This window comes from Coprococcus sp. AF99-45 (assembly GCF_027663865.1).
In the GTDB taxonomy this organism is placed as follows: Bacteria; Bacillota; Clostridia; order Lachnospirales; family Lachnospiraceae; genus Allocoprococcus; species Allocoprococcus comes.
Map to the genome: position 1 here is coordinate 31,003 of NZ_JAQDGZ010000001.1, position 24,763 is coordinate 55,765.

General features: G+C 44.1%; 26 protein-coding genes and 1 tRNA gene. 21 read left to right on the top strand and 6 right to left on the bottom strand.

Features of this window, described 5'->3' with window-relative positions:
- Positions 1-4: 4 nt before the first annotated feature.
- From infC to PGR14_RS00180, 4 genes are all read left to right on the top strand, one after another.
- Positions 5-499 (top strand): translation initiation factor IF-3, encoded by a 495-nt coding sequence (gene infC, locus PGR14_RS00165; protein WP_008374852.1) that lies wholly within the window; start codon positions 5-7, stop codon positions 497-499.
- A gap of 33 nt (positions 500-532) precedes the next feature.
- Entirely contained in the window at positions 533-730 is a 198-nt protein-coding gene (gene rpmI / locus PGR14_RS00170; RefSeq protein ID WP_022220532.1) for a 50S ribosomal protein L35, read from the top strand.
- A 34-nt stretch (positions 731-764) separates the two neighbouring features.
- Positions 765-1,121, top strand: a complete 357-nt coding sequence (rplT, locus tag PGR14_RS00175) for a 50S ribosomal protein L20 (RefSeq protein ID WP_008374854.1) — start codon at positions 765-767, stop codon at positions 1,119-1,121.
- Positions 1,122-1,301: 180 nt separating this feature from the next.
- Positions 1,302-2,078, top strand: coding sequence for an ATP-binding protein (locus tag PGR14_RS00180; RefSeq protein WP_270222820.1), 777 nt, complete (start codon positions 1,302-1,304; stop codon positions 2,076-2,078).
- Positions 2,079-2,207: 129 nt separating this feature from the next.
- Here PGR14_RS00180 and PGR14_RS00185 read toward each other — a convergent pair whose 3' ends face one another.
- Positions 2,208-2,573 (bottom strand): metal-dependent transcriptional regulator, encoded by a 366-nt coding sequence (locus PGR14_RS00185; protein WP_008374860.1) that lies wholly within the window; start codon positions 2,571-2,573, stop codon positions 2,208-2,210.
- 298 nt (positions 2,574-2,871) lie between these two features.
- Between PGR14_RS00185 and PGR14_RS00190 the strand changes: the two genes are divergently transcribed.
- The 10 genes from PGR14_RS00190 to PGR14_RS00235 all read left to right on the top strand — a co-directional run bounded on the left by PGR14_RS00190 (position 2,872) and on the right by PGR14_RS00235 (position 10,588).
- On the top strand, positions 2,872-3,081 hold the full coding sequence (locus PGR14_RS00190) for a FeoA family protein (RefSeq protein ID WP_022220531.1): 210 nt from the start codon (positions 2,872-2,874) through the stop codon (positions 3,079-3,081).
- A 72-nt stretch (positions 3,082-3,153) separates the two neighbouring features.
- The gene (locus PGR14_RS00195) at positions 3,154-3,372 is read left to right on the top strand and encodes a FeoA family protein (protein ID WP_055260881.1); all 219 of its coding nucleotides are present in this window, start codon (positions 3,154-3,156) and stop codon (positions 3,370-3,372) included.
- 49 nt (positions 3,373-3,421) lie between these two features.
- The gene (gene feoB, locus PGR14_RS00200; protein ID WP_175305297.1) at positions 3,422-5,599 is read left to right on the top strand and encodes a ferrous iron transport protein B; all 2,178 of its coding nucleotides are present in this window, start codon (positions 3,422-3,424) and stop codon (positions 5,597-5,599) included.
- Between the two features lie 83 nt (positions 5,600-5,682).
- Positions 5,683-5,856: a FeoB-associated Cys-rich membrane protein gene (locus PGR14_RS00205; protein WP_022220530.1), complete on the top strand. Its 174-nt coding sequence runs from the start codon at positions 5,683-5,685 to the stop codon at positions 5,854-5,856.
- Positions 5,857-5,870: 14 nt separating this feature from the next.
- Positions 5,871-6,002, top strand: a complete 132-nt coding sequence (locus PGR14_RS00210) for a hypothetical protein (RefSeq protein ID WP_008374867.1) — start codon at positions 5,871-5,873, stop codon at positions 6,000-6,002.
- 1 nt (position 6,003) lies between these two features.
- The gene (locus PGR14_RS00215) at positions 6,004-6,372 is read left to right on the top strand and encodes a heavy-metal-associated domain-containing protein (RefSeq protein WP_055260883.1); all 369 of its coding nucleotides are present in this window, start codon (positions 6,004-6,006) and stop codon (positions 6,370-6,372) included.
- A 27-nt stretch (positions 6,373-6,399) separates the two neighbouring features.
- Complete coding sequence (locus PGR14_RS00220) at positions 6,400-6,792, top strand: Fur family transcriptional regulator (RefSeq protein WP_055155676.1); 393 nt, start codon at positions 6,400-6,402, stop codon at positions 6,790-6,792.
- A gap of 305 nt (positions 6,793-7,097) precedes the next feature.
- Entirely contained in the window at positions 7,098-7,418 is a 321-nt protein-coding gene (locus tag PGR14_RS00225; protein ID WP_008374872.1) for a DUF6110 family protein, read from the top strand.
- Between the two features lie 13 nt (positions 7,419-7,431).
- On the top strand, positions 7,432-9,504 hold the full coding sequence (locus PGR14_RS00230; protein WP_330663406.1) for a heavy metal translocating P-type ATPase: 2,073 nt from the start codon (positions 7,432-7,434) through the stop codon (positions 9,502-9,504).
- 325 nt (positions 9,505-9,829) lie between these two features.
- Complete coding sequence (locus PGR14_RS00235; RefSeq protein ID WP_055297075.1) at positions 9,830-10,588, top strand: prolipoprotein diacylglyceryl transferase; 759 nt, start codon at positions 9,830-9,832, stop codon at positions 10,586-10,588.
- 146 nt (positions 10,589-10,734) lie between these two features.
- Here the strand turns inward: PGR14_RS00235 and PGR14_RS00240 are convergent.
- Positions 10,735-10,819 (bottom strand) — tRNA-Leu (locus tag PGR14_RS00240).
- A gap of 277 nt (positions 10,820-11,096) precedes the next feature.
- Here PGR14_RS00240 and pap point away from each other — a divergent pair.
- The 7 genes from pap (at position 11,097) to PGR14_RS00275 (ending at position 19,856) form a co-directional block, all read left to right on the top strand.
- Positions 11,097-12,560: a polyphosphate:AMP phosphotransferase gene (gene pap / locus PGR14_RS00245; protein WP_055155674.1), complete on the top strand. Its 1,464-nt coding sequence runs from the start codon at positions 11,097-11,099 to the stop codon at positions 12,558-12,560.
- 3 nt (positions 12,561-12,563) lie between these two features.
- The gene (locus PGR14_RS00250; protein ID WP_055155673.1) at positions 12,564-13,568 is read left to right on the top strand and encodes a deoxyguanosinetriphosphate triphosphohydrolase; all 1,005 of its coding nucleotides are present in this window, start codon (positions 12,564-12,566) and stop codon (positions 13,566-13,568) included.
- Between the two features lie 84 nt (positions 13,569-13,652).
- Complete coding sequence (gene dnaG, locus PGR14_RS00255; protein ID WP_022220526.1) at positions 13,653-15,428, top strand: DNA primase; 1,776 nt, start codon at positions 13,653-13,655, stop codon at positions 15,426-15,428.
- Positions 15,429-15,467: 39 nt separating this feature from the next.
- On the top strand, positions 15,468-16,583 hold the full coding sequence (rpoD, locus tag PGR14_RS00260) for an RNA polymerase sigma factor RpoD (RefSeq protein WP_008374891.1): 1,116 nt from the start codon (positions 15,468-15,470) through the stop codon (positions 16,581-16,583).
- 4 nt (positions 16,584-16,587) lie between these two features.
- Positions 16,588-17,304, top strand: a complete 717-nt coding sequence (locus tag PGR14_RS00265) for a tRNA (adenine(22)-N(1))-methyltransferase (RefSeq protein WP_055297074.1) — start codon at positions 16,588-16,590, stop codon at positions 17,302-17,304.
- 10 nt (positions 17,305-17,314) lie between these two features.
- Entirely contained in the window at positions 17,315-18,112 is a 798-nt protein-coding gene (locus tag PGR14_RS00270) for a Nif3-like dinuclear metal center hexameric protein (RefSeq protein ID WP_044999230.1), read from the top strand.
- Between the two features lie 70 nt (positions 18,113-18,182).
- Positions 18,183-19,856, top strand: coding sequence for a nucleoside kinase (locus PGR14_RS00275; protein WP_270222822.1), 1,674 nt, complete (start codon positions 18,183-18,185; stop codon positions 19,854-19,856).
- Between the two features lie 248 nt (positions 19,857-20,104).
- On the opposite strand, the gene PGR14_RS00280 is transcribed toward PGR14_RS00275, so the two are convergent.
- The 4 genes from PGR14_RS00280 to PGR14_RS00295 are packed head-to-tail and all read right to left on the bottom strand — an operon-like array spanning position 20,105 to position 24,753.
- On the bottom strand, positions 20,105-20,989 hold the full coding sequence (locus tag PGR14_RS00280) for an RluA family pseudouridine synthase (RefSeq protein WP_270222823.1): 885 nt from the start codon (positions 20,987-20,989) through the stop codon (positions 20,105-20,107).
- A complete protein-coding gene (locus PGR14_RS00285) occupies positions 20,989-22,872 on the bottom strand; it encodes an extracellular solute-binding protein (RefSeq protein ID WP_270222825.1) in 1,884 nt (627 codons plus the stop codon). Before PGR14_RS00285 ends, PGR14_RS00280 begins: the two co-directional genes overlap by 1 nt.
- On the bottom strand, positions 22,872-23,708 hold the full coding sequence (locus PGR14_RS00290; protein WP_195479783.1) for an ABC transporter permease: 837 nt from the start codon (positions 23,706-23,708) through the stop codon (positions 22,872-22,874). The genes PGR14_RS00285 and PGR14_RS00290 overlap by 1 nt, the downstream gene beginning before the upstream one ends.
- Positions 23,680-24,753 carry an ABC transporter ATP-binding protein gene (locus PGR14_RS00295; protein ID WP_022220521.1) on the bottom strand — a complete coding sequence of 358 codons (1,074 nt, stop codon included), beginning with the start codon at positions 24,751-24,753 and terminating at the stop codon, positions 23,680-23,682. Before PGR14_RS00295 ends, PGR14_RS00290 begins: the two co-directional genes overlap by 29 nt.
- Between the last annotated feature and the right edge of the window lie 10 nt (positions 24,754-24,763).

Consider the following 24,763-nt stretch of genomic DNA (forward strand, 5'->3'; position numbering starts at 1 on the left):
TTTAATGATTAACGAACAAATCCGCGACAGAGAGGTACGCGTGGTTAGCGAGAGTGGGGAACAGTTAGGAATAATGTCAGCAAGAGAGGCTATGAAGCTGGCACAGGAAGCGGAACTGGATCTGGTTAAAATCGCTCCGACAGCGAAACCGCCGGTTTGTAAGATTATCGATTATGGTAAGTACAGATACGAACAGGCAAGAAAAGAAAAAGAAGCAAAGAAAAAACAGAGAACTGTCGAGGTTAAGGAAGTGCGTCTTTCGCCAAATATTGACACCAACGACCTGAACACGAAGATGAATAATGCTAGAAAATTTATCTCAAAAGGAAATAAAGTAAAGGTTACACTTCGTTTCCGTGGTAGAGAGATGGCTCATATGCAGCAGAGTAAACATATTCTTGACGATTTTGCTGAGAAGATGAAAGATGTTGCTGTCATTGAAAAGCCGGCAAAACTTGAAGGCAGAAGCCTGAGCATGGTTTTAACTGAAAAACGTTAAAAATAAATTATCTATATTAAGGAGGAAAACATCATGCCAAAAATTAAAACAAATAGAGCTGCTGCAAAGCGCTTCAAAACAACAGCTACAGGTAAACTTAAAAGAAACAAAGCTTACAAGAGCCATATCTTAACAAAGAAGTCTACTAAGAGAAAAAGAAATCTTAGACAGTCAACTATCACAGATTCTACAAATGTAAAGAACATGAAGAAAGTTTTACCATATCTCTAAGATTTGGCAGGAAAGATAGAAGGAGGATTAAGTAATGGCAAGAATTAAAGGCGGAATGAACGCTAAGAAGAAACACAATAGAACTTTAAAACTGGCTAAAGGATACAGAGGAGCTCGCTCTAAACAGTACAGAATTGCAAAACAGTCTGTAATGAGAGCCCTTACATCAGCATACGCAGGAAGAAAGCAGAAAAAACGTCAGATGCGTCAGCTTTGGATCGCTCGTATCAACGCAGCTGCAAGAATGAATGGTCTTTCTTACAGCAAGCTTATGCACGGACTTAAAGTTGCCGGTGTAGATATGAACAGAAAGATGCTCGCTGAAATGGCAGTTAATGATGCAGCTGGCTTCGCAGCTGTAGCTGAAGTTGCTAAAAAGGCACTTGCATAATTAAATCAGACGATTTCGTATAGAGTTTGAGAGAAGAGGGAAAACCTTGTGGAGAGAATCCGCAAGGTTTTTTTATGTGGATTGTTGTTATAACAACAGAATAGAATGCGGTTGTAAGCTAAAATAAGCTGGTAAAGTTAAAGGAATACAAATTTTTCGAATAGGAGGATATAAAGGAATATGATTCGTAGAATTATTCAGATAGATGAGGAGAAGTGTAATGGGTGTGGAGCTTGTGCAAAGGCCTGCCATGAGGGGGCTATTTCTATGGTAAATGGGAAAGCAAAGCTGATGAGAGATGATTATTGCGACGGACTGGGAGACTGTTTGCCGAATTGTCCGGTGGATGCCATTCATTTTGTAGAGCGTGAGGCGGCGGCTTATGATGCGGAGGCTGTGAAGCAGAATATGCTTAAAAAGCAGCAGGAAGAGGCTACAAAGCAGAATGCGGGAGAAGGACCTAAAGCACCGGTAAAATCATTTGCAGGGGGATGTCCTGGAACCCGCATGCGTATGATGAACAGAGAGGAGAGTATGCAGAATGCAGAGAGCGAAGAGGAAGGAAGGGAGACGGCGAAAAGCGTGAATAAGAGTATGCTTTCCCAGTGGCCGGTACAGATTAAGCTTGCACCGGTGAATGCACCATATTTTGACGGGGCGAAGCTTCTGGTCGCTGCAGATTGCAGTGCCTATGCTTATGGAGATTTTCACAATCGTTTTATCAAAGGGCATGTGACTTTGATTGGATGTCCAAAACTGGATAATGTGGATTATTCGGAGAAGCTGACGGAGATTATTAAGAACAATAATATTAAGAGTGTGACGATTGTGCGGATGGAAGTACCTTGTTGTGGCGGACTTGAGCTGGCGGCTAAGAAAGCTCTTCAGGAAAGCGGTAAATTTATTCCGTGGCAGGTCGTGACCTTATCGCTTGACGGACAGATCCTTGATGAATAGTATCAGTAAAGTAATTTCATTACGGAAAACAGCATATGAAATATGTTGCGGTAAATCTGTAGAGTCTGCAAAAGGGCAAAGAAAAAGGCTGAAAAGTTATAAACTTTTCGGCCTTTTTTGACGCATTTACTAATGTGTTCGTACATATTCTTTGATTGCGTTAAAGCTTTCTCTACTGATTACGTGCTCCATCTGGCAGGCATCATCTGTAGCGATTTCTTCTGGGACACCGAGTTCGATCAGCCATTTTGAAATAAATTCATGCCGTTCATAGATCATGTTCGCGATCTCTTTTCCTGAATCGGTAAGATAGATAAAACCTGCATCTGTTACGGTAATATGATTCTCCTGACGAAGTTTCTTCATGGCGATGCTGACGCTTGATTTTTTGAAACCAAGTTCGTTGGCAATATCTACGGAACGTACGACAGGTAATTTTTTACTTAACATCAATATTGCTTCAAGATAATTTTCGGAAGATTCATTTTTAGCCATTTATTCCGGTCACCTCACTATTTATTCTTATATCTAATAGGATACCATGGATTATATTTTTTTTCAAATAATATTGTTCTGTAAATGCTCTTTTTGTGCAAAAAGTAGAAGCTATAACTATTAGAAGTAAGTGATAAATGGCAAAAATGAGTAACAGAAAACAATGGTTTAATAAAACTTAAAAAAATACTTGACAACACACAAATGTTAGCATATACTAACGAATGAACAAAAGTTGGTAATGAAAAAAATTATCATTCAAAATTCCAAATACGCAAAAGAACAGGAGGTAGGGATTATGCCTTTAACGATGGCGAATATTGGTGAAGTAAATGAGATCAAGAGAATTGGTGGAAATGAAGAAACAAGGCGATTCCTTGCGAATCTCGGATTTGTAGCAGGTGCAGAAATTACAGTTGTTTCTGCAATCGGTGGTAATGTGATCGTGAACATCAAGGATTCACGTGTTGCGGTTAATTCTGATATGGCGCGGCATATCATGATCTAGCCTCTGGCTGGTCGATGGATCCGCTGCATATATATTCTGTATTACGAAGCTTAAAGGAAAGGAGATACGACAATGACTTTAGGTGATGCAAAGGTTGGAAGCACTGTTGTTGTGACCAAGATTGAAGGAGACGGAGCTTACAAACGCCGTATTATGGACATGGGCATAACAAAAGGAAGCGAGCTGTACATCAGAAAAGTTGCGCCTCTCGGTGATCCTGTTGAGATTACTGTAAGAGGATATGAACTTACAGTAAGAAAAGATGATGCACAGTGTGTGCAGGTAAAATAGCATATACATAATTATGCATGAGAGTAGTACAACAAGGAGGTAAAAAGGAATGGCAATTAAAATTGCACTTGCCGGAAACCCGAACTGCGGTAAAACTACCATGTTTAACGCGCTCACAGGAGCCAACCAGTATGTTGGTAACTGGCCAGGGGTTACTGTAGAGAAAAAAGAGGGTAAATTAAAAAGTAAGAAGACAAAGGAAGAAGTTATCGTAACTGACCTTCCGGGTATCTATTCAATGTCTCCATATACACTGGAAGAGGTCGTCAGCCGTGACTATGTGCTGAAAGAAAATCCGGATGTGATCATTGATTTGGTGGATGCAACCAATATTGAACGTAACCTGTATCTGACAACTCAGCTGATCGAGACAGGCGTTCCGGTTGTTATTGCACTGAACATGGCAGATCTTCTTGCGAAGAGAGGAATCAAGATTGATGTGAAGAGACTTTCAATGCTGCTTGACTGTCCGATTATCGAGACATCTGCGCTGAAAGGTGAAGGACTTGACAAACTGATCGATGAAGCAGTAAAAGTTGCTAAGAAGTCAGAAATCGATCTTCCGAAAGATATCTTCTCAGCAGAGCTGGAAGGTGCTGTAGCAGAAGTTAAGAGCGTTCTTCCGAGTTCTGTTTCAGAAGAGAAGAAGAGATGGTACGCTATAAAATTCCTTGAGAACGACAGCAAGGTAGTAGAGAGCATGAAACTTTCCGGTGCGGCAGCCCAGACGGTGGAAGCACAGAGAAAAGCTCTTGAAAAGAAACATGACGATGATATGGAAAGTATTGTAACAGACGAACGTTACAAATTCATCCAGAAGATTGTTTCAACAACTGTTCAGAAGGGAAAAGAAAAACTTACAACTTCTGATAAGATCGACCGTATCGTTACCAACCGGTTCCTTGGAATCCCGATCTTTATGCTGGTAATGTGGATCGTATATTATGTTTCTGTAACGACAGTCGGTACCTTTGTAACAGATTGGACAAATGATGTATTTGTAGTAGCAATTCAGGATGCAGCAACAAGCGCACTTTCAGCGATCGGTGCCGGTGACATGGTTATGGGACTTGTTGTTGATGGTATCATCGGTGGTCTTGGAGCCGTTCTTGGTTTCGTTCCACAGATGGCGATTCTGTTCCTTTTCTTGTCTATCCTTGAAGACTGTGGATACATGGTTCGTATCGCATTCGTCATGGACCGTGTGTTCAGACATTTCGGACTTTCGGGAAAGAGCTTTATCCCGCTTCTGATTTCATCAGGCTGCGGTATTCCTGGAATCATGGCTTCTAAGACTATTGAACAGGATAATGACAGACGTCTTACAATTATGACAGCAACTTTTATCCCGTGTGGAGCTAAGCTTCCGGTTATCGCTCTGATGGGTGGTGTTATTTCCGGTGAAGTAGCAGGATATCAGGAAAGTTCATTTATCGCACCGCTTATGTATTTCATTGGAATCGTTGCAGTACTTGTGGCTGCGATCATCCTGAAGAAGACAAAACCGTTCTCAGGAAAACCGGCACCGTTCGTAATGGAACTTCCACAGTACCATATTCCACAGGCTAAGACAGTTCTCCTTCATGTATGGGAAAGACTGAAAGGCTTCATCATCAAAGCCGGAACAATCCTGTTCCTTGCCTGCGTCGTAATGTGGTTCCTTGGCGGATTCGGATTTGTAGACGGAAGCTTTGGCATGGTAGAAGACAGCGCAGACAGTCTTATGGCAATGATTGGTGGCGTGATCGCACCGCTCTTTGCACCACTTGGATTTGGCGAGTGGCAGCCGGTAGCAGCTTCTATCTCTGGATTTACAGCAAAAGAAGCAATTGTTTCAACAATGGGTGTACTTGCAAATGTATCTGGTGATACAGAAGATGCAGTCAACGTAGCAGCTGGTGTTGCATCTTGGTTCCCAAGCTCAATTGCAGCATTTACATTCCTGATGTTCAACCTTCTTGATTCTCCTTGCCTTGCAGCAATTGCTACAATGGCACAGCAGATGCAGTCAAGAAAATGGTTCTGGTTCGCAATTCTCTTCCAGAACATCTTCGCTTACATTGTATGCCTCTGTGTATATCAGATCGGTTCATTCGTAACAGGCGGAGCATTCGGAGTTGGTACAGCAGTTGGATTCCTTTTCCTTATCGCAATCCTTTTCATGCTGTTCAGACCAGATCCGTATAAAAATCAGAAAGTTTATTCAAAACGTTCTGTAAACGCATAAGATTTATAAGAACTTTAAGGCGGAAGCCGGATGCAGAAGCCTGTGTCCGGCTTCCAGTGTAAAAGAAAGACAAGGTGAAGGTTATGATCGCAAATATTGTGATAGTGGCACTGATCGCAGCATATTGTATTTATCTGATTTACAAAGGTTATAAAAACCATAAAGAAGGAAAACCGGTCGGTTGTGCTGGATGCAGCGGTAACTGCAGTTCGTGTAGCGGATGTAGTGGAAAAACCGCACCAAAGAAGAAAGACTGAAAGGCGGAAGGCATATGGGAAGTTCAACAGGCTCTATGTTCTATGCATTCGGAGCATTCTTGATCATTTATCTTGTAGGAGTCAGCATATATCAGTTGGTTTTATGGATAAAGAAATGGCGTGAACGCCGGAAGGATGAGGAATAAGATGGTTGATGCAATTATTGTTCTGATCGTGATCGTACTTCTTATTTTTGCATTAAAGGGTACGCTTAAGCATTTTAAAGGGGAAAGCCCTTGCTGTGGTGGTGGATCTGGACTGATCAAGACAGAGATTGAAGAAAAGGTTCTGGAGCATCCGGCAATCGGTAAAAAGACGGTGATGGTTTCCGGTATGCACTGTGATCATTGCGTGAAAAGTGTAACGGAAGCAATCGACAAAATCGAAGGTGCATCTGCAAAGGTGAATCTCAAAAAAGAAGAAGCAGTTGTAAGCTATGACAGAGAAATCGATGATGATGATCTGAAAAAAGCTGTCGAGGAAGCAGGATTTAAGGTAGTTGATATCAGAGCCTAACAGGCGACAGCATGGAAAGGGGCTATCATGGACGCGAAAGAAAGAATAATCGAGCAGCTGAAAAGGAGTGGCTGTAGGGTTACGAAGCAGCGGCTCATGCTGATCGATGTTATTTTGGAAGGAAAATGTAATTGCTGCAAGGAAATTTATTATCAGGCGTCTCTGAAGGATCCGAGTATCGGACCGGCGACGGTATACCGTATGGTCAATACGCTGGAACAGATCGGAGCGATCAGCCGCAAGAATATGTATCGTATTTCGGATGATGGCAATAAGATGGAATGCATGGTCGAATTGGAGGATGGAACGGTTCTTGATCTTCCGGAAGATAAATGGACAGCAGTAATTAAATCTGGTCTGGATGCCTGTGGATTTTCGGGTGGACAGAATGTGAGAAACATCACACTCAAAGAAGCATAACATTGTAAAAAAACGTTCTGAAACGGAATGGTTCGGATATGGAGGCAGGTACCGTGGTTGTATCTGTCTCTTTAAGATACCGGGAAATGAGTTTCTTCTATATAAATATGGATATAGATAACTGTGAAAAGTTGTGTAAAAATTAAGGCGAAAATAGCGAATTTGTGTTAGATATAATGAAAAAAGTTTGACAAAACTGATTTTACGCAAAAGTGAGAAAATTTATCAGAAGCAAAAAAAGACTGGAAATTTTCAGATTCGTGTCATATAATAGGCGTTAATGAAAAAACAGGAGGTACGTAGATATGTTTGATATTACTAAAGTAAATTGGAAAAAGGTTGGAATTTTTGCGTCAGGAGTTCTTTTTGGAACAGCTGGAATCAAAGCGCTTTCAAGCAAGGATGCTAAGAACGTGTACACAAATTGTACAGCAGCAGTTCTTCGCGCAAAAGACTGTGTTATGAAAACAGCTACAAATATCCAGGAAAATGCAGAGGATATTTACGCTGAAGCTAAGAACATCAACGAAGAAAGAGCTGCTGAAATGGAAGAATTTTCTGATGCAGATACAGCAGCAGAGGCTGAAGAAGCTGAAAATACAGAGTTCAACGAAGTAACAGAGTAAGAGGCGCCTGAACGTGAAGTTTATAATTAAACATGAGATGAAAGGCCGGATGAGAGTCCGGCTTTTTCAAAAAAGAATGACATATGAACAGGCTGATATGTTACAGTATTATCTGCTCTGCAATGAATCAGTCAAATTAGCAAAGGTATATGACAGAACCTGTGATGCAGTCATTAATTATACCGGCGACAGAGAAGATGTAATCCGTCTTCTGCAGGAATTTCACTATCAGACAGTGGAAGTTCCGGCAGACGTACTTGCAACTTCCGGTCGTGAAGTGAATGCGCAGTATCAGGAAAAGCTGTTCAATAAAGTAGTATTTCATTATGCAAGAAAATGGTTCCTTCCGTATCCACTGAATGCATGCTATACATCGGTCATGTCACTGAAGTATATCTGGAAGGGAATCAAGTGTCTGTGGGCACGCAAAATTGAGGTTCCGGTGCTGGATGCGACTGCAATCGGTGTATCCGTTGCACGTGGGGATTTCAGTACAGCCGGATCCGTCATGTTCCTGCTTGGAATCGGTGAGATTCTGGAAGAGTGGACACATAAGAAATCCGTAGATGACCTGGCAAGGACCATGTCTCTGAACGTAAGTAAGGTATGGCTGAAGACAGAAGATCAGGAAGTTCTGGTTCCTGCATCCAAGATAAAAGCAGGAGACCGGATTGTGATTCGTATGGGAACTGTGATTCCGTTTGACGGCGATATCGTGGATGGTGAAGCGATGATCAATCAGGCATCTCTTACCGGAGAGTCAGTGTCTGTCCGCAAGACGGTTGGAAGCTATGCATATGCAGGAACGGTGGTTGAAGAAGGTGAGATCACAGTCGGAGTCAAACAGGTAAGCGGAAACAGCCGCTTTGATAAGATCGTTACGATGATTGAAGAATCTGAGAAGTTAAAATCAGGAGTAGAAAGCAAGGCAGAACATCTTGCAGACAGGCTTGTACCGTATTCACTTGGTGGAACAGCTCTTACCTATCTGCTGACGAGAAATGTCACAAAGGCCCTTTCAATCCTGATGGTAGATTTTTCGTGTGCCCTTAAGCTTTCAATGCCGATTTCGGTGCTGTCTGCAATCCGTGAAGCAAACCTTTACAATATTACCGTAAAGGGCGGAAAGTATCTGGAAGCCGTGGCAGAGGCAGATACGATCGTATTTGACAAGACTGGTACACTTACAAAAGCAACACCTACCGTGGTGGATGTGGTTCCCTTTGATGGAAGAACACCGGATGAACTGCTCCGTATTGCAGCGTGTCTGGAAGAACATTTTCCACATTCTATGGCGAAAGCAGTAGTAAATGCAGCAAAAGAGAAAAATCTGGATCATGAGGAAATGCATTCCAAGGTAGAGTATGTGGTTGCACATGGCATTTCTACAACGATTGATGATAAAAATGTAATTATCGGAAGCTCTCATTTTGTATTTGAAGATGAAAAATGTACAATTCCGGAAGGAAAACAGGAGTTATTTGACAGTCTTTCGGAAGAATATTCACATCTGTATCTTGCAATCGAGAATCAGCTTGCAGGAGTGATCTGTATTGAAGATCCATTGAGAGAAGAGGCGAAGACAGTAGTTGCCGAGCTCAAGAAAACAGGATTTGGAAAGATTGTTATGATGACAGGTGACAGCGACCGTACAGCTTCGGCGATCGCAAAGCGTGTCGGTGTGGATGAATATTATTCAGAAGTACTGCCAGAAGATAAGGCTGCATTTGTAGAAAAAGAAAAAGCAGCCGGAAGAAAAGTTATTATGATCGGCGATGGTATCAATGATTCTCCGGCGCTTTCAGCGGCAGATGTGGGAATTGCGATCAGCAATGGCGCAGAGATTGCACGTGAGATTGCAGATATTACGGTAGGCGCAGATGATCTTGGACAGATCGTAACCTTAAGACGTCTCAGCAATAGGCTGATGAAGAGGATTCAAAGTAATTACCGTTTTATCGTTGGATTCAATTCCGGTCTGATCGTACTTGGAGTAACCGGTGTGATCCAGCCGACGACATCAGCACTTTTACACAATACTTCAACTCTGGCAATTGGGCTGAAGAGTATGAAGAATCTTCTGTAAGGCAGAACAATTTAATGATAGCTCTAAACGTGGGGGATGATTCTCTGAATCATGCCCCATTGCTGGATTAATAAGAGGCAAAATAGCGTTACTGTTCACTCCCGTGTCAATCTCTACGCTGATTGGCACGGTGGGTGCACGTTTTATCTTGAATGGTATCTCGCCCATCGCCAAAGGCGATTTAAAATGGCGAGATGCGTTGCTGGTCACAGGTACTGTGAACAGTAACAAAATAGCAGATAGTATCCAAAAGGATAAGATTGACAAATGAAGGGATAATCCATACAATGATAAATAGATTGATAAAAGGGAGGAAGAAAAAAGCGTGAAAATTGATCTGTTTTCAATAGGAAAGTTTACGATACATGGATATGGACTGATGATCGCAATCGGTATCCTTTGTTGTGTGGCAATGGCTTCTTATCGGGCAAAAAAGAATGGCCTGGATCAGGAAGCAATTGTGGATATTGGAATTTACGGTGTAATCGGCGGTTTTTTAGGTGCAAAAATTCTATATGTGATCGTGGAGTTTAAGACGTTTATCAAGGATCCGAAGACGGTACTCGGTTCAGAAGGGTTTGTCGTATATGGTGGAATTATTGCCGGTTTTCTGACAGCAATTGTATATTGCAGAATCAAGAAGCTTTATTTTCTGGAATATTTTGATCTCGCTGTGGCAAGTATTTCGATGGCACAGGGATTTGGAAGAATCGGATGTTTTCTTGCAGGATGCTGCTATGGAAGGGAGACAACCTTCAGATTTGGTGTGGTCTTCCCGGAAGGTGGGCTTGCTCCGGCAGGTGTAAAACTGATTCCGACACAGCTTATTTCGTCGGCGGGTGATTTCCTGATCATGATCGTGTTACTTCTATATTATAGAAAGAATAAAAAAGACGGTACACCGGGAAACGTAGGTTTTTTGTATATGCTGCTGTATGGTGTGGGAAGATTTCTTGTTGAGTTTTTGAGAAATGATAACAGAGGGGGAGCTTGGATGTTCTCAACCTCCCAGTGGATCTCCATGGTGATCGTAGCAGGTGGAATTGTATTGTATCTTGTAAATAAAAAAAGGCATAAATGGTAAGGAAGCGGAAGATGGGGCCAGGTTCGTCCGGTGGACGAATGCACTGCGCCGACCGTAGCGGAGCGAAGACCTGAACCATGGGTTCAGGTCACGCTTCGGTACTATAAAAAGGAACCTCTGATAAAATCAGAGATTCCTTTTTATAATGCGGAAGATGGGACTTGAACCCACACAGGCGCAATGCCTACAAGATCCTTAGTCTTGCTCGTCTGCCAGTTCCGACACTTCCGCATATCACTCAGTGAGCTTTGTTTTTAACTGCTCGCCGCTGACAAAAGCTATAATACTATATTCCAAACGCAAAGTCAACAAAAAATTAAAAGAAATTTTAATTCGCAATATATTACAAAAAATATCGAAAAGATAAATAATTCAATGATTTTACAAATTTACTTTCTTATTATGAGAAAATATAGTAATATGATATATAATTGTATGCGTTAAATGCGCGTTTTATCAATGAATTTGGGGATAATAAGAGCAGAAACTGGTGAAATGGAGGCATTTTATGGAGAAAAATATAAAAATGAAGGATATAAAAGAACTGGGAGAGCAGCTTGGAGAACTGCAAAGAGTGTGCAGGGAGAAAAAAATCCCGGTGATGATCGCGTTTGAGGGTTATGGAGCAGCAGGAAAAGGGCTTCAGATTGGTAATCTGATCCAGGCACTCGATCCAAGAGGCTTTAAAGTATATGCGGTAAAAAATGAAACGGAAGAGGAATGGATGCATCCTTTTATGTGGCGTTTCTGGACGAAGATCCCGGAAAAGGGAAGAATTGCGATTTTTGATACCAGCTGGTACCGGAGAGTTATGATTGAACGTTTTGAAGGAAAAACACCGGAAAAAGAGCTGGAAAAGGATTTTGCATCGATCCGTGCGTTTGAAAAACAGCTGACAGATGATGGAATGGTGATCATCAAACTGTTTTTAAAGATTGACCGGAAAGAACAGAAAAAGCGCTTTGAGAAACTGCTTGCTTCCAAGGATACTGCATGGCGGGTAAGCAAAGGCGATCTGAAGCGGAACCATGATTTTAAAGAGTATAAAGCAATCAATGAAGAGATGCTGCGGAAAACGGATGCAGATTACGCACCGTGGACAGTGATCAATGCTACAAAGAAGAAAGAAGCCAAAGTGGCTGTTTATCAGGCGGTGATCCAGGCAATGGAAGAAGCAGTCGCAAGAAAGGAACTGGAAGAAAAAGGCAGTCTGGAAAAGAAAACGGAAATGAAAAGGGAAACAGCAGAATCCATTCTGGCAGAGACGGATCTTTCCAAATCCATGCCAAAAGAGGTTTATGAGGAACGCTTAAAAGCGCTTCAGAAAAAGATGGAACATCTGCATGGAGAGCTTTATCGCAGGAGAATCCCGGTTGTCCTTGGCTTTGAGGGGTGGGATGCCGGAGGAAAAGGTGGTGCGATCAAACGTCTGACTTCACATATGGATCCGAGGGGATATGTGGTGAATCCGACAGCGTCACCGAGTGATACAGAGAAAGCACATCATTATCTGTGGCGTTTCTGGCGTGCAATGCCGAAAGCCGGTCATATTGCGATATTTGACAGAACCTGGTACGGAAGAGTGATGGTAGAGAGGATTGAAGGATTTTGCACCGAAAAAGAATGGAAGAGAGCTTATGGGGAAATCAATGCCATGGAGCAGGATCTGGTAAATGCAGGAGCAATCGTGCTGAAATTCTGGATGCAGATTGACAAGGATGAGCAGGCGAGAAGGTTTAAAGCCAGACAGGAAAATCCGAAAAAACAGTGGAAGATCACCGATGAAGACTGGAGAAACCGGGAAAAATGGGATCAGTATGAGGTGGCGGTAGAAGAAATGCTGGAAAAGACTTCTATGCCACATGCACCGTGGATCGTAGTGGAAGGAAATGATAAATACTATGCACGTATTAAAGTTCTGGAATGCGTGACAGAAGCAATCGAGAAACGACTGAAAGAAGAGAGAAAATAAAAAATGACAATCAGGGAACAGATGGAAGAAAGAGAAAAGGAATATCTAAGCCCCTGTGCCACATTAAGCATGGCTTCCCGGGGGAGAAAGAGAAATGAGCCACAGTGTGACATCCGACCGGTTTTTCAGAGGGACAGAGATCGGATCCTGCACAGTAAGGCATTCCGGCGCATGAAGCAGAAGACGCAGGTGTTTCTCCTACCAATCGGAGACCATTACAGGACACGGCTGACGCATACGCTGGAAGTATCGCAAAACGCCCGGACGATCGGAAAGGCGCTCAGGCTGAATGAAGATCTGGTGGAGGCAATTGCACTGGGGCATGATCTTGGGCATACTCCGTTTGGACATGCAGGAGAGAGAGCTCTGAATAATGTGTGTCCGTGTGGATTTAAACACAATGAACAAAGTGTCCGTGTAGTAGAGGTGTTGGAGAAACAGGGGGAGGGACTGAACCTGACCTGGGAAGTGATCGATGGAATCCGAAACCACAAAAGTGCGGGAATGCCTGCGACACTGGAAGGGCAGATCGTCAGACTGTCTGATAAGATTGCTTATGTGAACCATGATATTGATGACGCAGTAAGGGCGGGGATCATGAATGAAGAGGAACTGCCCAAAGAGCTGCGAAAAGTTCTGGGCAACAGTAAAAGAGAGCGTTTGAACACACTTACCCATGATGTGATCGTAAACAGCATGGACAAACCGAAGATCTGCATGTCAGAGGAAGTCCGTGAAGCATTGATGGAGCTGCGGGCATATATGTTTACCCATGTTTATGAGAATCCACTTGCAAAGGGCGAAGAGGACAAAGCAATCCGAATGGTCGAAGATCTGTATTCTTATTATGAAACGCACATGGAAAAGATGCCGGAGCAGTATCTGAAACAGCTGCAGAAGGGGGAAATGCCGGAGATCGCAGTGTGTGATTACATAGCAGGAATGACGGATAATTTTGCCGTGAAAAAGTTTGAAGAAATTTTTATTCCACAATCTTGGAAATTTTAAAGGAAATAAAAAAGTTTTGTCGAATATATATTATGTAGGGGTTGCGCAAGGTGCGCGAACCCTGCCAGGAAGGTGTAGGACATAATGTATTATTCAGATGAGATTATAGAAGAAGTAAGATCGAAAAATGATATCGTAGATGTGATTTCCGGATATGTGAAGCTGAAGAAGCAGGGGAGTTCGTATTTCGGACTTTGCCCGTTTCACAGTGAGAAATCTCCTTCTTTTTCTGTGAGCAGGGATAAGCAGATGTATTACTGCTTTGGCTGCGGAGCGGGAGGGAATGTATTTACCTTCATTATGGAGTATGAGAATTATTCTTTTGTAGAAGCACTCAAGTTTCTGGCACAGCGTGCCGGTGTGGAGCTTCCGCAAGAGGAATATTCAAAAGAAGCGAAAGAAAGAGCAGATACGAGAAGTGCGCTGCTTGAGATGAACAAGCTGGCGGCCAAGTATTATTATGCGCAGCTGAAGACGGAGGGCGGAAGGCAGGCAAGAGAATATCTGCAGAACCGTCAGTTGAGCCAGGAGACGATCACCGCATTTGGACTTGGATATTCCAGCAAATACAGTGATGATCTGTTTCGATACCTGAAGATGAAGGGTTATAGTGAAGAGATGATCATCAAAGCCGGTCTGGTAAATGTCGATGAAAAGCACGGAGTTTACGACAAATTCTGGAACCGTGTCATGTTTCCGATTATGGATGTGAATAACCGTGTGATCGGATTCGGCGGGCGTGTGATGGGCGACGGGAAGCCAAAGTACCTGAACTCACCGGAGACTCTGATCTTTGATAAGAGCCGGAATCTGTACGGACTTCACCGGGCGAGAACATCAAGAAAGCCGTATTTTATTGTATGTGAAGGCTATATGGATGTAATTTCGCTCCATCAGGCGGGATTTACCAATGCAGTTGCGTCACTTGGAACTGCACTTACAGCAGGACATGCAGCATTGATCAAACGGTATGTGAATGAAGTCTATCTGACCTATGACAGTGATGAAGCCGGAACTAAAGCGGCACTCCGGGCAGCTCCGATCCTTCGGGAGGCCGGTGTGACGACCCGCGTGATCCGGATGGAACCGTACAAGGATCCGGATGAATTCATCAAGAATCTTGGAGCTGAGGCATTTGAAGAGCGGATCAGGAAAGCAAGGAACAGCTTTATGTTCGGTCTTGAGATGCTGGAAAAAGGTTATGACCTGAATGCACCGGAAGGAAAGACGGAATTCCTCAGAGAGGCGGCGAGAAGGCTGGCACGTTTTGAAGAAGAAATTGAACGTGATAATTACATAGAAGCGGTGGCAAAGACTTATCACGTCGGCTACGAAGAACTTAAGAAGCTGGTTGTCAAGGTAGCAGTCCAGAGCGGAATGGCAGCTCCGGCCACAAAGCCAAGACAGACGATCCGCCAGGAAACGCCAAAAGAGGATGGTCATATCCGGTCACAGAAGATTCTGCTTACCTGGCTGATCGACAGGGAAGAGCTGTTTGATCAGGTAAGCCGTTATGTTACGCCGGAGGATTTTACGGTGGAGCTGTACCGGAAAGTTGCTGAACTTCTGTATGAACAGCATGCAAAAGGAGAACTGAATCCTGCGCAGATCATGAATTATTTTACAGAGGAAGAGGAACACCGCGCGGTGGCAGCACTTTTCAATACGAGAATCAAAGAGCTGACGACTGCGGGAGAGCAGGAAAAAGCGATCAAGGAGACGATTCTCCGGGTAAAGGAGTACAGTATCGAAACCGCAACCCGGAATCTGGATCCGACAGACATTCAGGGGCTGCAAAGGCTTATGAATGCGAAGAAGGCAGTGCAGGACCTTCATAAACTGCATATTTCCATTAATTAGGGATAGAATATAAACAAGCGATGAGAGGAAGGACACTACATGGAAGAGAACGTAGTAAAGTTTCAGGAAAAATTAAAAAATCTGGTTGCCCTTGCGAAGAAAAAGAAGAACATTCTTGAAATCCAGGAAATCAATGATGCATTCCGGGATATGGAGCTGGAACCGACACAGATGGACAAGGTATTTGAGTACCTGGAGGCCAATGGGATCGATGTGCTTCAGATGAATGATGACTCCAATGTGGATGATGATGATCTGGAGATCATGCTTTCGGATGAAGACGAAGTGGATATGGAGAAGATCGACCTGTCTGTTCCGGACGGAATCAGCATCGAAGATCCGGTCCGTATGTATCTGAAGGAGATCGGTAAGGTTCCGCTTCTTTCAGCAGAAGAAGAGATTGAGCTGGCAAAGAGAATGGCAGATGGTGATGAAGAAGCGAAAAAGCGTCTTGCAGAAGCCAACCTGCGACTGGTAGTCAGCATTGCAAAGCGTTACGTGGGACGTGGTATGCTGTTTCTGGATCTTATACAGGAAGGAAACCTTGGACTTATCAAAGCGGTAGAGAAGTTTGATTATCAGAAGGGATTTAAGTTCAGTACCTATGCAACATGGTGGATCCGTCAGGCAATCACACGTGCGATTGCTGACCAGGCGAGAACCATCCGTATACCGGTTCATATGGTAGAGACGATCAACAAACTGATCCGTGTATCCAGACAGTTACTGCAGGAGCTTGGACGTGAACCTACGCCGGAAGAGATCGCTGCAGAGTTGGACATGCCGGTAGACCGTGTGCGTGAAATCTTAAAGATTTCCCAGGAACCGGTTTCTCTTGAGACTCCGATCGGTGAGGAAGAGGACAGCCACCTGGGCGACTTTATCCAGGATGACAATGTACCTGTTCCGGCAGAAGCAGCAGCGCAGACACTTCTGAAAGAACAGCTGGATGAAGTTTTAAGTACACTGACAGAGAGAGAGCAGAAGGTTCTCCGCCTGCGTTTTGGCATGAGTGATGGAAGAGCACGTACACTGGAAGAGGTCGGAAAAGAGTTCGATGTCACCCGTGAGCGTATCCGTCAGATTGAAGCAAAAGCACTCCGCAAGCTTCGTCATCCAAGCCGCAGCAGAAAATTAAGAGATTATTTGGATTAAGAAGATGGCTGAATTATCAAAAAGATTACAGGCAGTGGCGGATCTTGTCACACCGGGAATGCGTCTTGCGGATGTGGGAACAGATCACGCTTACATCCCAATCTATCTGACACAGAACGGGCTGGTTCCATCCGCAATTGCCATGGATATTAACAAAGGACCATTAGAGAGAGCGGATACACATATCCTTGAACATGGACTGGATGGGAAGATCGTTACCCGTCTTTCTGATGGTCTGGTGAATTTGAAAATGGAAGAAGCTGACACAATGATCGCCGCCGGAATGGGCGGCGGTCTTGTCATACACATTTTGAATGAGGATCCGGCAAAAACCAGAAGCTTAAAGGAACTGATCCTGCAGCCGCAGTCAGAGCTTGCGAAAGTCCGCCGTTATCTGGAAGAACATAGATTTCGTATCGTTGCAGAGGACATGGTGGAAGAGGATGGCAAATACTATCCGATGATGAAGGTGATCCCGACAGAGCAGAAAGGTCTTTATGCGGAAGGTGTTCCGGCAGCAGAAGAAGAGCTTGAATATGGAAAATATTTATTAGAGAAGGGTCACCCGGTGATGGGAGAATATCTGAAAAAGGAACTGTCTGTGAATCAGGGCGTGTATGAAAAGCTTCGGGTGCAGGAGAGTGAACGCACGAAGGAGAGAAGTGCAGAGGTTCTGCATATGATAAAGAGAGCAGAAGACCTGCTTGACCGGTATTTTTAGGAGGAAAATGATGATTTGCAGAGAAATTATAAAAGAAATAGAAGCACGTTTTCCAAAGCACTATGCTATGGAGTGGGATAATGTAGGACTGCAGGTCGGAAGAAGCGATAAAGAAGTAAAGCGGATCTATCTTGCACTGGATGCGACGGATGAAGTGATCGAAGAAGCAGCAGACTGGGGCGCAGATATGCTGATCACACATCATCCGATGATCTTTAAAGCAATGAAAAAGATCAATGACGAGGATTTTATTGGCAGAAGAGTACTGAAGTTGATCCGGGATGACATTTCTTACTATGCGATGCATACCAATTATGATGTAATGGGAATGGCAGAGCTTGCTGGGAAGGTACTTGAACTGAGTGAACCGGAGGTTCTGGAAGTGACGGGAAGCATGCATTCAGAATCCGGCGAAGTTCCGGTTGGGATCGGAAGAGTTGCTGATCTGGCACAGCCGATGGATTTAAAATCCTGTGCGGAAATGGTAAAAAAAGCATTTGATCTTCCGAATGTGAAAATTTTTGGAGAGCCGGATATGCAGGTACATCGCCTTGGTGTTTTTCCGGGCTCCGGGAAGAGCGCAATTTCCGTATCTTTGGAAAAAGGTGTGGATGTACTGGTGACAGGTGACATTGATCACCATGAGGGGATTGATGCGGTTGCGCAAAAAATGGCAGTAATTGATGCCGGACACTATGGCGTGGAGCATATCTTTATTGCAGATATGGAACATTTTTGCCGGGAGAAATTTCCAGAGGCAGAGATCCGGACAGCAAAGATCCGGCAGCCATTCTGGGTTTTGACGTAAGGTGTTTGGGAGCGGGGAGAAAACAGACAGATTTGTCAAAGCGCCGTAAGGCAGAAAGAAGGCGGTAAATATGGAACAGCAGATTTACAAAGTACAGATTGACGGGGAAGAGAGAAGTTTTCCGGCAGGAACCACATATCTGCAGATTGCCGGGGAATATCAGGAAAGATACCCACATGATATTGTTCTTGTATATGTAAATGGAAAGCTTCAGGAGCTTGGAAAGAAGCTGAAAAAGGACTGTGCGCTCCATTTTGTGACGACAGGCGAGACAATTGGAAATCTTACCTATCGCCGTGGTGTAAGTTTTCTGCTGGTGAAGGCAGTATATGATACAATCGGACACGATAAGATAGAACAGGTGAGAATCCATTTTTCTGTAGATAAAGGGTATTATTGTACAATAAAAGGAGATCAGAAGCTGGATCAGGAACTGCTTGCAAGGATTGAAGAACGGATGCATGAAATTGCAGATATGGATCTTTCAATCCGGAAGAGATCGGTTCATACCGATGAAGCGGTTGAAATGTTCCGAAAGTACGGTATGAAGGATAAAGAGCGTTTGTTCCGGTATCGCAGAGTGTCTACAGTCAATATTTACAGTATCAATGAATTTGAGGACTACTATTACGGCTATATGGTTCCATCAACCGGCTATCTGAAATATTTTAAATTATATTTATATGATGAGGGATTTGTAGTGCAGATGCCGGAGGCAGCTGAACCGGAAAAGATACCTCCGTTTCAGCCTCAGAATAAGCTGTTCCATGTGCTGAAGGAATCTACGCGTGGCGGTGATATGCTTGGAATTGAGACGGTAGGGGCACTGAATGATTATGTGACAGGCGGCAGCGCCAATCCAAAGGAACTGCTTCTGGTACAGGAGGCAATGCAGGAGAAGAAGATTGCGCAGATCGCAGAGCAGATTGCAGGAAATCCGCAGAAAAAGTTTGTCTTGATTGCCGGTCCTTCTTCGTCAGGAAAGACTACATTTTCCAGACGGCTTTCCATCCAGCTCCGGGTAAGCGGTCTGGTCCCGCATCCGATTTCGGTGGATGATTACTTTAAGAACCGTGTGGATACACCGCTGGACGCAGAAGGAAAGCCGAATTATGAGTGTTTGAAAGCACTGGATGTGGAACTTTTTAATCACGATCTGAAAAAGCTGCTTGCAGGAGAACGGATTGAGCTTCCGACGTTCAATTTCAAGACCGGAAAACGGGAATATAACGGACATTATATGCAGCTTGGTGAGCAGGATATTCTGGTGATCGAAGGCATTCATTGTCTGAATGATGCGTTGACCCATGATCTGCCAAAAGAAAATAAATTCAAGATCTATATCAGTGCACTGACCCAGCTGAATATCGATGAGCATAACCGGATCGCATCAACAGATGGACGTCTGATCCGCCGGATGGTGCGTGATGCAAGAACCAGAGGTACTTCGGCAAAGCAGACGATCGCTATGTGGCAGTCGGTGCGAAGAGGGGAAGAGAACAATATTTTCCCGTATCAGGAAGACGCGGATGTGATGTTCAATTCAGCTCTTCTTTATGAGCTGGCAGTTCTGAAAGCTTATGCAGAACCGATCCTGTTCGGAATTGAGAAGGACTGCGCTGAATATCAGGAGGCGAAGAGACTGCTCAAATTCCTGGATTATTTTGTGGGGATCGGAAGTGAGTATGTTCCGCAGAATTCGATTTTGAGGGAATTTATTGGAGGCGGATGTTTCGATTTGTAGAATGTTGAAGCTGGTCGCATGGTAAGAGAGCGATATAGATTATAGAGGCAGTTTGAATCCGTTCCGCTGTTTTTTTAGTGTGATTCATCGTCAGAAATAAGAAATAAACAGAAGAAGAGCTTCTGGGAGAATGAATATCTTTGTTCTCTCAGAAGCTCTTCTTCTGTTTGACCGGAAAATACATATGGAAAATTCTTCCATAAAAAGAGTATTATGTGCCGGGGAAGGGGATCACTTAAATATATTTATCAGAGTAACATATCTTCAGGCACAGGCGCTGTGAAATGCATTTCTTCTCCTGTGATTGGATGCCGGAAACGCAGATGATGTGAGTGCAGTGCCTGACGGCTGATATGGCTGTAATCCGGATTATAGAGAAAATCTCCCGGAAGCGGATGACCGATGTAATTCATATGCACCCGGATCTGATGAGTGCGTCCGGTATCCAGCTTTAAGGCAACCAGAGAGTAGACCGGATCTGTATTTGTGATGGAAAGCCTGCGGTAATGGGTGCAGGCGTATTCACCATGTTTAAAATCGACCATGCGCTCGATGGTAGAATCCTCTTTTCTGGCAATTGGAGCAGTGATGATTCCGTCTTCCGGGACGATTCCCGTGGCAAGTGCCAGATATTCCCGGTGGATTTCCCGGCGTGCCATCATGGCAGAGAGGAGAGAGGCACTGTAAAGATGCCGGGCAATAATCAGAAGACCGGTGGTGTCCCGGTCAAGCCGGTTAATGCAGCGGTAGACAAAAGGCTCGCCTTTCTCTTTGAAATACCAGGCACAGGCATTGGCAAGTGTGTTGTCATAATTTCCCTGGGAAGGGTGAATTGGCATTCCGGCAGGTTTATTGATGACCAGCAGGTCCGGATCTTCATATACGATCGAAAGAGGCAGATCTGACGGAACAATATTTTCGGAGAATTTTGTTTCGGTAATCCGGATGGCAAGCTGGTCGCCGGGAGTAAGAAGAGTGCGCGCCAGTACCGGTTCCCCGTTCAGACGGATTCCTTCCGTATCCTCTTTGATTGCCCGGATCAGAGAAGAAGAATATCCATGAGCTTTTAAAAACTCATGGATATTGGAAGTTTTCTGTTCGGTTATTGTATAATTCAGAATTCTTTCCCACATTACTTTGATTTCACTTCCCGCCATAATTCATTGTAGACAGCATCGTTTTTATCTCCAAGGAATTTGAAGGTCTCACATCCGGAGAGCTCGCTTGCATCCGGGAATGCAATCTTGCTGTTGCGGATGGACTCGTCTTCAATCAGTTCCCGTGCTGCTTCATTTGGAGTCGAGTAGGTGATGTACTCAAAGTTCTTCAGTGCGATGTCCGGACGGCAGAGGAAGTTGATGAACTTTTCTGCATTTTCCTTATGCTCTGCATTCTTCGGAATTACCCAGGAGTCGATCCAGATATTGGATCCTTCTTTCGGGATCACGTATTCCAGGTTTGGATTTTCTTTCTGTGTGTAAATGGCTTCACCGGAGTAAATAACACCGATGGCTGCTTCGTTTCCGATCATCTTGTCACGCACCTGGTCAACGACGTATGCCTGAACCAGTGGTTTCTGTTTGATCAGAAGATTCTTCGCTTCGTTCAGCTCGTCCAGGTCGGTTGAGTTCAGGGAATATCCAAGATATTTTAAGGTAACACCGAATGCATCGCGGACGCTGTCCTGCATCAGAATGCTGTCCTTGTACTTTGGATCCCAGAGAACAGACCAGGAATCAATTGGTTCGTCTACCATGGTTTTGTTGTAAAGGATCCCGACAGTTCCCCAGCAATAAGGAACAGAGTATTTATTTTCCGGATCAAATGCTTTGGACTGATCCATGTAAGTCTGTCCAATATTTTTGATATTCGGAATATTATCCCAGTTGATCTCGGCGAGGAGATCATTCTCAATCATACGCTGGATCATATAGTCAGAAGGGCAGACCACATCGTAGGAAATGGCGCCGGACTGCACCTTCGGGTACATGATCTCATTGGTTTCGTATTCTTCATAAACTACCTGGATACCGGTTTCTTCTTCAAAGATATCCAGGACATCCGGGTCCAGATATTCGCCCCAGTTGTAGACAATTACCTTTTCGGCGCCGGAAATCTTTGTCTTTGAATTGTAGAAAAATCCTCCGGCTGTAATGACGATCACGAGCAGTGCCGGTACGACACGTGTTACGACGAGACGCATCGTGTGGCGTGCACGGGATGGCTTGCGGATCGTGCCGTCTTTTTCGTGAACTTCTTTTTCCGGTTTTAAATTGATCAGGAAGAGAAGGAAGAGCACCGTTACAAACATGATCGTTGAGAGTGCGTAAATTTCCGGACGGATTCCTTTTCGTACTTCACTGTAAATTTTGGTGGACAGGGTATCGATTCCAGGTCCTTTGGTAAAGTGGGTGATCACAAAATCATCCAGCGACATGGTAAATGCAAGCAGGAAACCGGAAAGAATTCCTGGAAGGATATCCGGAAATACGACTTTGAAAAAAGCGTAGATCGGGGAGGCACCCAGATCCAGTGCGGCTTCATAGGTCCGCCGGTTGGTCTGCTTTAGTTTTGGCATGACGCTTAAAATGACGTATGGGATATTAAAGGTAATATGTGCGATCAGGATTGTCGTAAATCCCATGGTCATACGGAATGCGATGAACAGCAGCATCATAGATACACCAGTCACAATATCTGCGTTCAGCATCGGAATGTTGGTGACACCCAGCATAAAGGTACGGAACTTGCGGTTCATACTCTGGATTCCAATGGAAGCCAAAGTTCCGATCACGGTTGCAATCAGCGCAGAAAGAAGTGCGATGATCAGGGTGTTGTATAAGGTGCTCATGATCGCTTCATCCTGGAAAAGGGATACATACCATTTTCCGGTAAATCCGCCCCATTTGGCACGGGTTCTGGAACTGTTAAAGGACAGAACCATCAGTGTCATGATCGGAGCATAGAGGAAGATCACGATCAGCAGTAAATATAAATTCTGTAATTTCTTTTTCATTAGAATGCTGTGCCCTCCCCGTCTTTATCGTATTTGGCGATCAGAGCCATACTTGCGATGATGAAGATCATCAGGACAAGTGAAAGTCCACTTCCTACATGCCAGTTGCTTCCCTGCTGGAATTCCTGTTCGATGACATTTCCGATCAGAAGGATCTTGCTTCCACCGAGGAGGTTGGAAATGACGAAGGTTGTAAGTGCAGGTACAAATACCATAGTGATTCCACTGATGATACCCGGAACACTAAGCGGAAGGATGATCTTGGTAAATGTCTGGATATTTCCGGCACCGAGATCTCTGGCTGCGGAAATAACATCTTTGTCAATCTTTACAAGTACATTGTAAATCGGCAGCACCATGAACGGCAGGAAGTTGTAGACCATACCGAGGATGATCGCTGTCGGTGTGTTGATAATGTTCCATGAAGGCAGCCCGAAGAAATGGAGAACGGAGTTGATGACACCGTTTTTCTCCAGGAGGTTCTGCCATGCAAGAGTTCTGAGCAGAAAGTTCATCCACATCGGAAGGATGAAAACAAGTACTACGAAGCTGGACTGGTTTACATTTCTTCCGACAAGGATCATTGCCAGAGGATAGGCAAGGATCAGGCAGATCACTGTGCTGACAAATGCAAGCAGAAGTGCAAGCCCCAGAGCCTTTATATTCTCAGGTGTTGTGATTTTGGCAAGGTTCATCCAGGTGAATTTTCCGTCATTGTCAGTCAGACCATAATAGAAGATCATGATCAGAGGAATGATAATGAAAGAAACTGCCCAGAAAAGGTATGGCCCTGCCAGGAGACGTTTGCTATTCTTCAATTCCTGCAGCCTCCTCATCTTCAGATTCCGGTTTTTTCATGATCTGAATATCAAACGGGTCAACATGGATTCCAACCTCAGTGCCAACCGGGAACATATCGGTGCTGTGCACAAGCCATTCATAGTTGTTGGCAAGGACTTCCATTTCATAGTGGACTCCTTTGAAAATCAGATGGGTAACGACACCCTTTAATGTGCCTTCTTCTGGTTTTACAAGATCGATGTCCTCCGGACGGATGACCGCATCGACCGGTTTGTTGGTTCCGAATCCGGTATCCACACACGGGAATTCGGCACCGACAATATTGACCAGCTTATCGCGTACCATGATGGCATTGAAAATGTTGCTATCGCCAATGAAGTCGGCTACGAAAGCATTTTCCGGCTCGTTGTAGATATCTTCCGGTGTACCGATCTGCTGGATGTATCCCTGATTCATGACAACAATCGTGTCAGACATGGTGAGGGCTTCTTCCTGATCGTGGGTAACGTAGATAAATGTAATTCCCAGCTCATTTTTTAAACGGATCAGTTCATACTGCATGTCCTGGCGGAGCTTTAAATCCAGGGCACCGAGAGGTTCATCCAGAAGAAGAACTTTTGGTTCATTTACAATGGCGCGGGCGATGGCAATACGCTGCTGCTGCCCCCCACTTAAAGAATCCGGATAACGGTTCTGGTAACCTTCCAGATTGACCAGTTTTAATGCATAATGAATCTTATCATCGATGTAAGATTTTGATTTCCCTTTGATCTTCAGACCAAAAGCAATATTTTCAGCAATGGTCATATGGGTGAAAAGCGCATATTTCTGGAAAACAGTGTTGAGCTGCCGTTTATTCGGTGCAAGGGATGTAATGTCCTTTCCATCGAAAATTACTTTTCCGGAGTCCGGATTTTCGAATCCGCCGAGGATACGCAGAAGCGTTGTCTTTCCGCAGCCGCTAGGTCCTAAAAGTGTGAGAAATTCATTTTCTCTGATATAAAGGTTCAGGTCGTCCAGAACCAGATTGTCTCCATATGATTTGGAAACACCAACAATGTCAATCAGTTTGTTTGGCATATGTATAATC